General features: G+C 67.1%; 7 protein-coding genes. 1 reads left to right on the forward strand and 6 read right to left on the reverse strand.

Annotation, left to right across the window (positions count from 1 at the left end):
• Nucleotides 1–185: 185 nt before the first annotated feature.
• From prcA to arc, 5 genes are all read right to left on the reverse strand, one after another.
• Nucleotides 186–932 (reverse strand): proteasome subunit alpha, encoded by a 747-nt coding sequence (gene prcA / locus AOK17_RS44645; RefSeq protein WP_055618378.1) that lies wholly within the window; start codon nt 930–932, stop codon nt 186–188.
• A gap of 57 nt (nt 933–989) precedes the next feature.
• Nucleotides 990–1,835, reverse strand: a complete 846-nt coding sequence (gene prcB, locus AOK17_RS44650; protein WP_055618379.1) for a proteasome subunit beta — start codon at nt 1,833–1,835, stop codon at nt 990–992.
• A gap of 148 nt (nt 1,836–1,983) precedes the next feature.
• The gene (locus tag AOK17_RS44655; protein WP_030932625.1) at nt 1,984–2,199 is read right to left on the reverse strand and encodes a ubiquitin-like protein Pup; all 216 of its coding nucleotides are present in this window, start codon (nt 2,197–2,199) and stop codon (nt 1,984–1,986) included.
• Between the two features lie 165 nt (nt 2,200–2,364).
• Nucleotides 2,365–3,876, reverse strand: a complete 1,512-nt coding sequence (gene dop, locus AOK17_RS44660) for a depupylase/deamidase Dop (protein WP_342671571.1) — start codon at nt 3,874–3,876, stop codon at nt 2,365–2,367.
• 234 nt (nt 3,877–4,110) lie between these two features.
• Nucleotides 4,111–5,877, reverse strand: coding sequence for a proteasome ATPase (gene arc / locus AOK17_RS44665; protein WP_055618381.1), 1,767 nt, complete (start codon nt 5,875–5,877; stop codon nt 4,111–4,113).
• Nucleotides 5,878–6,135: 258 nt separating this feature from the next.
• Between arc and AOK17_RS44670 the strand changes: the two genes are divergently transcribed.
• Nucleotides 6,136–6,435, forward strand: coding sequence for a ferredoxin (locus tag AOK17_RS44670; RefSeq protein WP_055618382.1), 300 nt, complete (start codon nt 6,136–6,138; stop codon nt 6,433–6,435).
• Nucleotides 6,436–6,490: 55 nt separating this feature from the next.
• Here the strand turns inward: AOK17_RS44670 and AOK17_RS44675 are convergent, their stop codons facing one another.
• Complete coding sequence (locus tag AOK17_RS44675) at nt 6,491–7,066, reverse strand: hypothetical protein (protein WP_055618383.1); 576 nt, start codon at nt 7,064–7,066, stop codon at nt 6,491–6,493.
• Between the last annotated feature and the right edge of the window lie 163 nt (nt 7,067–7,229).

Raw genomic sequence — 7,229 nt, forward strand, 5'->3', positions numbered from 1 at the left:
CCCACCAGGGGCGCGGGGAACTGCGCACTCAGCCCAGAGCAACCCGCGCGCAGAAAGCCGACGTACGCATTCCAGCGGCGCGGGGAACTGCGCGACATACCCGCACACCCCGCAGCCCCGAAACAGAGCGTGCCCCCGGCCTGCGAAAGGCCGGGGGCACGCAAGAGACAACTAGGTCGAGGAGGTCAGTCGTCGTCCTCCGGGTCCTCGGCCTCCGCCGCGGTGGAAGCCCCGCCCTCCTCCAGCAACCGACCGAGCTGCCGCCCGGTGATCCGCTTGAACTTGCGCTGCTGAGGCCGCGTACGGTCCAGCACCGCGACCTCCAGCCGCTCCGCGGGAATCTCCCGCTCGGTGCCGTTCGTGTCGCGCGACAGCGCCTGAACGGCCAGCTTGAGCGCCTCGGCGAGCGACATACCCTCCTGGTGCTGCTGGTCCAGGTAGGTGCTGATCTGCTCGGCGTTGCCGCCGACCGCGACCGAGCCGTGCTCGTCCACGATCGACCCGTCGTGCGGTAGGCGGTAGATCTGGTCGCCTTCGGGGGTCTCCCCCACCTCGGCGACGACCAGCTCCACCTCGTACGGCTTCTCTGCCGCGGAGGAGAAGATCGTGCCGAGCGTCTGGGCGTAGACATTGGCGAGACCGCGGGCGGTCACGTCGTCACGGTCGTAGGTGTAGCCCCGGAGGTCGGCGTAACGGACGCCGCCGATCCGGAGGTTCTCGTATTCGTTGTATTTGCCTGCGGCAGCGAAACCGATCCGGTCATAGATCTCGCTGAACTTGTGCAGCGCACGGGACGGGTTCTCGCCGACGAACACGATGCCGTCGGCGAACTGCAGCACGACGAGGCTGCGGCCACGAGCGATGCCCTTGCGGGCGTATTCCGCCCGGTCGGCCATCGCCTGCTGGGGTGATACATAGAACGGCGTCGACACCGGCTATCCGTCCCTTTCTGTGGAAGTCACTCGATCACCTTGACAAGAGGTCCGCTGTCAGAGCAGCGCGGCCCGTGGGCCGTCGGGCTGCTCAAGGCGCCGCTCAAGGATCGAGCGGGCGATCTCGGAGGACTCGTCGTCGGTGAGGCGGCGGAATCCGTCTGCGGTGATCACGGTGACGATCGGGTAGATCCGGCGGGCGACATCGGGACCACCGGTCGCCGAGTCGTCGTCGGCCGCGTCGTACAGCGCCTGTACGACGAGTGTCGTGGCCTGGTCCTCGGTCAGGTCCTTGCTGTAGAGCTTCTTCATGGCGCCGCGGGCGAAGATCGAGCCGGAGCCCGTGGCCGCGAAGCCGTGTTCCTCGGAGCGTCCGCCCGTCACGTCGTACGAGAAGATGCGGCCCTTCTCGCGGTCCACGTCGTACCCCGCGAAGAGCGGGACCACGGCCAGGCCCTGCATGGCCATGCCGAGGTTGGACCGGATCATCGTGGACAGGCGGTTCGCCTTGCCCTCCAGGGAGAGCGTGGCGCCCTCCACCTTCTCGAAGTGCTCCAGCTCCAGCTGGAACAGCTTCACCATCTCCACGGCCAGACCTGCCGTACCGGCGATGCCCACCGCCGAGTACTCGTCGGCCGGGAAGACCTTCTCGATGTCGCGCTGGGCGATCATGTTGCCCATGGTGGCCCGACGGTCACCCGCGAGCACGACACCGCCGGGGAACGTGGCGGCCACGATCGTGGTCCCGTGCGGTGCCTCGATGACGCCCTTCATGGGCGGCAGCTGCCGGTTGCCCGGGAGAATGGCCGGCTGGTGTTCGGACAGGAAGTCCATGAACGAGGACGAGCCGGGCGTCAGGAAGGCAGCCGGCAGACGCCCGGTGCTACGAGGGTTGGCTTCCACGCGATGTCCTTCCACGTAGGCGGCGGCCCGCCGGGGACGGCCGAGCCGATCATCAAATCTGTGCACGGACCATACCCGTACCTACGCCAGTCATCCGTCCCGGCGCCGACCCGATGGAACGGGCCGACTCCGGGGCGGACAACCGGGGTTACTCTCCGCCCTTCTGGACGAAGGAACGCACGAAGTCCTCTGCGTTCTCCTCGAGGACGTCGTCGATCTCGTCCAGTACGGAGTCGACATCGTCCGACAGCTTCTCCTGGCGCTCCTTGAGGTCTTCGGATGCCTGCGCCTCGGGCGCCTCCTCGACCTCTTCGGTGTTGCGCGTCGCCTTCTGCTGTCCGCCGCCGGTGTCCTTGGTCGCCATAACCCTCACCCCGCTCGGTTCGACGTTCTTGATCAGACCCTACAAGCAGGGTCCGACATCGGCCCCGCAGTTGCTACAACGTCCGGGGGCCACCTCGATGATTCCCGGACGCCGCCTCTTTCCACCTCGCCCTGCCGCATCGGCCCGAGGGCCTCGGCGACCGGATCAGCCGCCCGAAAGGACCCTGACCAGGTCTTCCGCCGTACGACAGCGGTCGAGGAGCTCCTTGACGTGATTACGCGTTCCGCGAAGCGGCTCGAGGGTTGGGACCCGCTGGAGCGAGTCCCGGCCCGGCAGATCGAAGATCACCGAGTCCCAGGAGGCCGCCGCGACGTCGTCCGCGTACTGCTCCAGACAGCGCCCGCGGAAGTACGCGCGGGTGTCCTCCGGCGGCTTCGTCCGGGCCCGCTCCACGTCCGTCTCGTCCAGCAGGCGCTTCATCCTGCCGCGGGCCACGAGACGGTTGTAGAGGCCCTTCTCCGAGCGCACGTCGGCGTACTGGAGGTCGACCAGGTGCAGCCGTGCGGCGTCCCATTCGAGGCTGTCACGGCGCCGGTAGCCCTCCATGAGCTCCCGCTTGGCCACCCAGTCCAGCTCGCCCGCCAGGCTCATGGGATCGCTCTCCAGGCGCCCCAGGACGTCCTCCCAACGAGTGAGTACGTCCTTGGTCTGCTCGTCCGCGTCCGCGCCGAACCGCTCCTCGACGTACTTGCGCGCCAGTTCGAAGTACTCCATCTGCAGCTGGACCGCGGTGAGCGTCCGGCCGCTACGGAGAGTGATCAGGCGCTTGAGGGTCGGGTCGTGCGAGACCTGGTGCAGGGTGCGCACCGGCTGGTCCACGGCGAGGTCCACGGCGATGAAGCCGTCCTCGATCATGGACAGGACGAGGGCGGTGGTGCCGAGCTTGAGATAGGTCGAGATCTCCGAGAGGTTCGCGTCGCCGATGATCACGTGCAGGCGGCGGTACTTCTCGGCGTCCGCGTGCGGCTCGTCACGCGTGTTGATGATCGGGCGCTTCAGAGTGGTTTCGAGGCCCACCTCGACCTCGAAGTAGTCGGCGCGCTGGCTGAGCTGGAAGCCGTGCTCGTGCCCGTCCTGGCCGATACCGACGCGGCCCGCTCCGGTGACGACCTGGCGTGAGACGAAGAACGGCGTGAGGTGGCGCACGATGTCCGAGAAGGGGGTCTCCCGCTTCATCAGATAGTTCTCGTGCGTGCCGTACGAGGCGCCCTTGTTGTCGGTGTTGTTCTTGTAGAGGTGGATCGGCTGGGCGCCGGGCAGCTGGGCCGCGCGCTCCGCGGCCTCCGCCATGATGCGCTCGCCGGCCTTGTCCCACAGGACGGCGTCCATCGGGTTGGTCACCTCGGGAGAGCTGTACTCCGGGTGTGCGTGGTCCACGTACAGCCGCGCCCCGTTGGTGAGGATGACATTGGCGAGGCCGATGTCCTCGTCGGTGAGCTGGCTGGAGTCGGCGGTTTCGCGGGCGAGGTCGAAGCCCCGCGCGTCCCGCAGCGGGTTCTCCTCCTCGAAGTCCCAGCGGGCCCGCCGGGCCCGGTGCATCGCCGCCGCGTAGGCGTTGACGATCTGGGACGAGGTGAGCATGGCATTGGCGTTGGGGTGGCCGGGGACGGAGATCCCGTACTCCGTCTCGATGCCCATTACTCGCCGTACGGTCATGCGGCCCTCCTTGCCCGGCTGCGTCCTCGGTCGGGGACGCAGCTCAAGTACCGCTGGCGCTCCGGTGCGTGTGCGGTGCCCGTCCCCGCACTGCGCGACTCGGCGGTACCGAAGAGCCTAGAGCGCCTTTGCGCTGGTGGGGAGATCATTTGCGTCATTGCTCAGCTCCAGCTGTGCCCTGGAAAACAGTCGGCTGCGGGTACCCAGTGAGGGCACCCGCAGCCACCCTGTCTTTTACAGGTACTGACCGGTGTTCGCCACCGTGTCGATGGAGCGTCCGGTGTCCGCGCCCTGCTTTCCGGTGATGAGTGTCCGGATGTAAACGATCCGTTCGCCCTTCTTTCCGGAGATTCGGGCCCAGTCGTCCGGGTTCGTGGTGTTCGGCAGGTCCTCGTTCTCCTTGAACTCGTCCACGCAGGCCTGGAGCAGGTGGGAGACCCTCAGACCCTTCTGGTTGTGCTCGAGGAAGTCCTTGATCGCCATCTTCTTGGCGCGGCCGACGATGTTCTCGATCATGGCGCCGGAGTTGAAGTCCTTGAAGTACAGGACTTCCTTGTCGCCGTTGGCGTACGTGACCTCGAGGAAGCGGTTCTCCTCGGACTCGGTGTACATGTGCTCGACGGCGGTCTGGATCATGCTCTGGACCGTGGTGGTCTTGCTGCCGCCGTGCTCGCCGACGTCGTCGGAGTGCAGCGGGAGGCGCTCGGTGAGGTACTTGGCGAAGATGTCCTTGGCCGCCTCGGCGTCCGGACGCTCGATCTTGATCTTCACGTCGAGACGGCCGGGACGCAGGATCGCGGGGTCGATCATGTCCTCACGGTTCGAGGCGCCGATCACCACCACGTTCTGCAGGCCCTCCACGCCGTCGATCTCGGCGAGCAGCTGCGGGACGATGGTGTTCTCCACGTCCGAGCTGACGCCCGATCCACGGGTGCGGAAGAGGGACTCCATCTCGTCGAAGAAGACGATGACGGGGGTGCCCTCGCTGGCCTTCTCACGAGCACGCTGGAAGACGAGGCGGATCTGCCGCTCGGTCTCACCGACGTACTTGTTGAGGAGCTCGGGACCCTTGATGTTGAGGAAGAAGCTCTTGCCCGTGGCCTGTCCGGTCACCTCGGCGACCTTCTTGGCCAGCGAGTTGGCGACGGCCTTGGCGATGAGTGTCTTGCCGCATCCGGGGGGCCCGTACAGCAGTACACCCTTGGGCGGCCGCAGTTCGTGCTCCTTGAACAGGTCGGGGTAGAGGTACGGGAGCTCGACCGCGTCGCGGATCATCTCGATCTGGCCGCCCAGACCGCCGATCTGCTCGTAGCCGATGTCCGGGACCTCTTCGAGGACGAGTTCCTCGACCTCGCTCTTGGGAACGACCTCGTAGACATAGCCGGAGCGGGGTTCGAGAAGCAGGGCGTCGCCGGGGCGGATGGTGACATCCATCAGCGGCTCGGCGAGCCGCACCACCCTTTCCTCGTCGGTGTGCCCCACCACGAGGGCGCGCTCGCCGTCCTCGAGGATCTCCTTGAGGGTGACGATGTCGCCGACGCTCTCGTACTCCATGGCCTCGACCACGTTGAGAGCTTCGTTGAGCATCACTTCCTGGCCACGCCTGAGCTCTTCGAGCTCGACACTGGGACTGACGTTCACCCGGAGCTTGCGGCCCCCGGTGAAGATGTCGGCCGTGCCGTCCTCGTTCGCGACGAGGAAGACACCGAAGCCGGCCGGCGGCTGCGCGAGCCGGTCGACCTCCTCCTTGAGTGCCACGATCTGGTCGCGGGCCTCTCGGAGGGTGTTGGCGAGCCGCTCGTTCTGCGCGGACACGCCGGCCAGATTGGTCTGCAGCTCGACGATCCGCTCTTCGAGAATCCTCGTGTGTCGCGGAGAGTCGGCGAGCTTGCGTCGCAGGACGGCGATCTCCTGCTCAAGGTAGGCAATCTGCCCGGACGGGTCGTCGGACCCTCGTCCCGGGCGGATGCCGCGGTTCATGTCGTCGTCGTGGGCTGCCACGGTCCTCACCTCCTCCAAGGGGAGCTGGACGCTTCCAGACCCTACCTGGGTGGGTGTCGATTGAAACCCCTAGATCACAAAGACGGTCGAGGTGTGTCCGATCTTCACCCTTGCGCTCTCCCTCACGCCAGTGGAATACCCACACAACGTGATTGGGAAGCCGACGGAGGTAGGGTCGAAGTGTTCAACACCCGCCAGAGCTGGCCCGATTCCCAAGTCTTCGGACCGCTCGGCGCAGGAAACGGCAGGAGAAAGACCGTGCAGCAGGAGGCCGGAGTCGACGGCGAGGGGCTTGAGGTCTGGATCGACCAGGACCTCTGTACCGGCGACGGAATCTGCGCCCAGTACGCCCCAGAGGTCTTCGAGCTGGACATCGACGGCCTGGCCTACGTGAAGAGCTCCCAGGACGAACTGCTGCAGGCCCCGGGCGCCACAACGCCCGTACCGCTGACGCTTCTGCGTGATGTCGCCGACTCCGCGAAGGAGTGCCCGGGCGACTGCATCCATGTGCGTCGGGTTTCGGACAGGGTCGAGGTCTACGGCCCCGACGCGGAGTGACCGGAAGGCCACCCCGCGTAACAGCTTGTCTGATTTCTCACGCCCGGCCCCGCCCTCACACGCTGTGCGCCCCGGACGGTGTCGAGCGTACGAACGCGCCGTTCTTCCACTGCCACTTGGCGCGCTCGGTCACGTCCGGACAGCAACTCGGCACGTCGCGCGACGAGTAGCCGAGGAGGGTCGCGGTGATCGTGGCGTCACGGACGGCGAATTCCTCGACGCTCAGACGCTCCTTCGGGTCGACCAGCGTGGCGACGACGCGGGCCTTCGGGTCGTCCGCTGACCGCGTGACGACGTAGACACCGCTCGGCGGAGTGCCGGAGCCGGCCTCGCAGCGGACCACCGCGACCGTCTCGGGGCGGCCGTCGCCGTCGAGGTCGCCGGAAGCCTGTTTCTGGACAGCGGCCTCGGTGGGACCGCACTCGATCGGGAATTCGACGCCTGCCGGGTCGGGGGGCGCCACGGCGGCCGGGGCCGTCTTCGACTCGGGGCCGTGCTGGGCTGCCGTCGCCCGGTCGGGCTGCAGGAAGCCCGAGGCCGCGACCACTCCGGCGAGGGCGGTCGCCGTGGCCAGCCAGTGGATCGGACGGGTGTGCGTGTGTGCCAGTTCCGGAACGGCGGATTGCTGCACTAGGAAGTGTCTCCTGTGAGGGCTGTGCCGGTGGGGGTGGCCAGCATGGTGCCACACGTCACACCGTGAGGGAACGGCGGGGTCCGGAGTTACTGGCGTGGCGTCAAGGGAAAAGCGTCGTGGCCGAGTTCCCGGAGTGGTCCCGGGAACTCGGCCACGACGC

It is taken from the genome of Streptomyces phaeochromogenes (assembly GCF_001418655.1).
Taxonomy (GTDB): domain Bacteria; phylum Actinomycetota; class Actinomycetes; order Streptomycetales; family Streptomycetaceae; genus Streptomyces; species Streptomyces phaeochromogenes.

Excerpts from the sequence above, each read along its gene's own strand:
- dop (WP_342671571.1), bottom strand. The coding sequence starts at position 3,876 with ATGACCGTACGGCGAGTAATGGGCATCGAGACGGAGTACGGGATCTCC.
- AOK17_RS44655 (WP_030932625.1), bottom strand. The coding sequence starts at position 2,199 with ATGGCGACCAAGGACACCGGCGGCGGACAGCAGAAGGCGACGCGCAAC.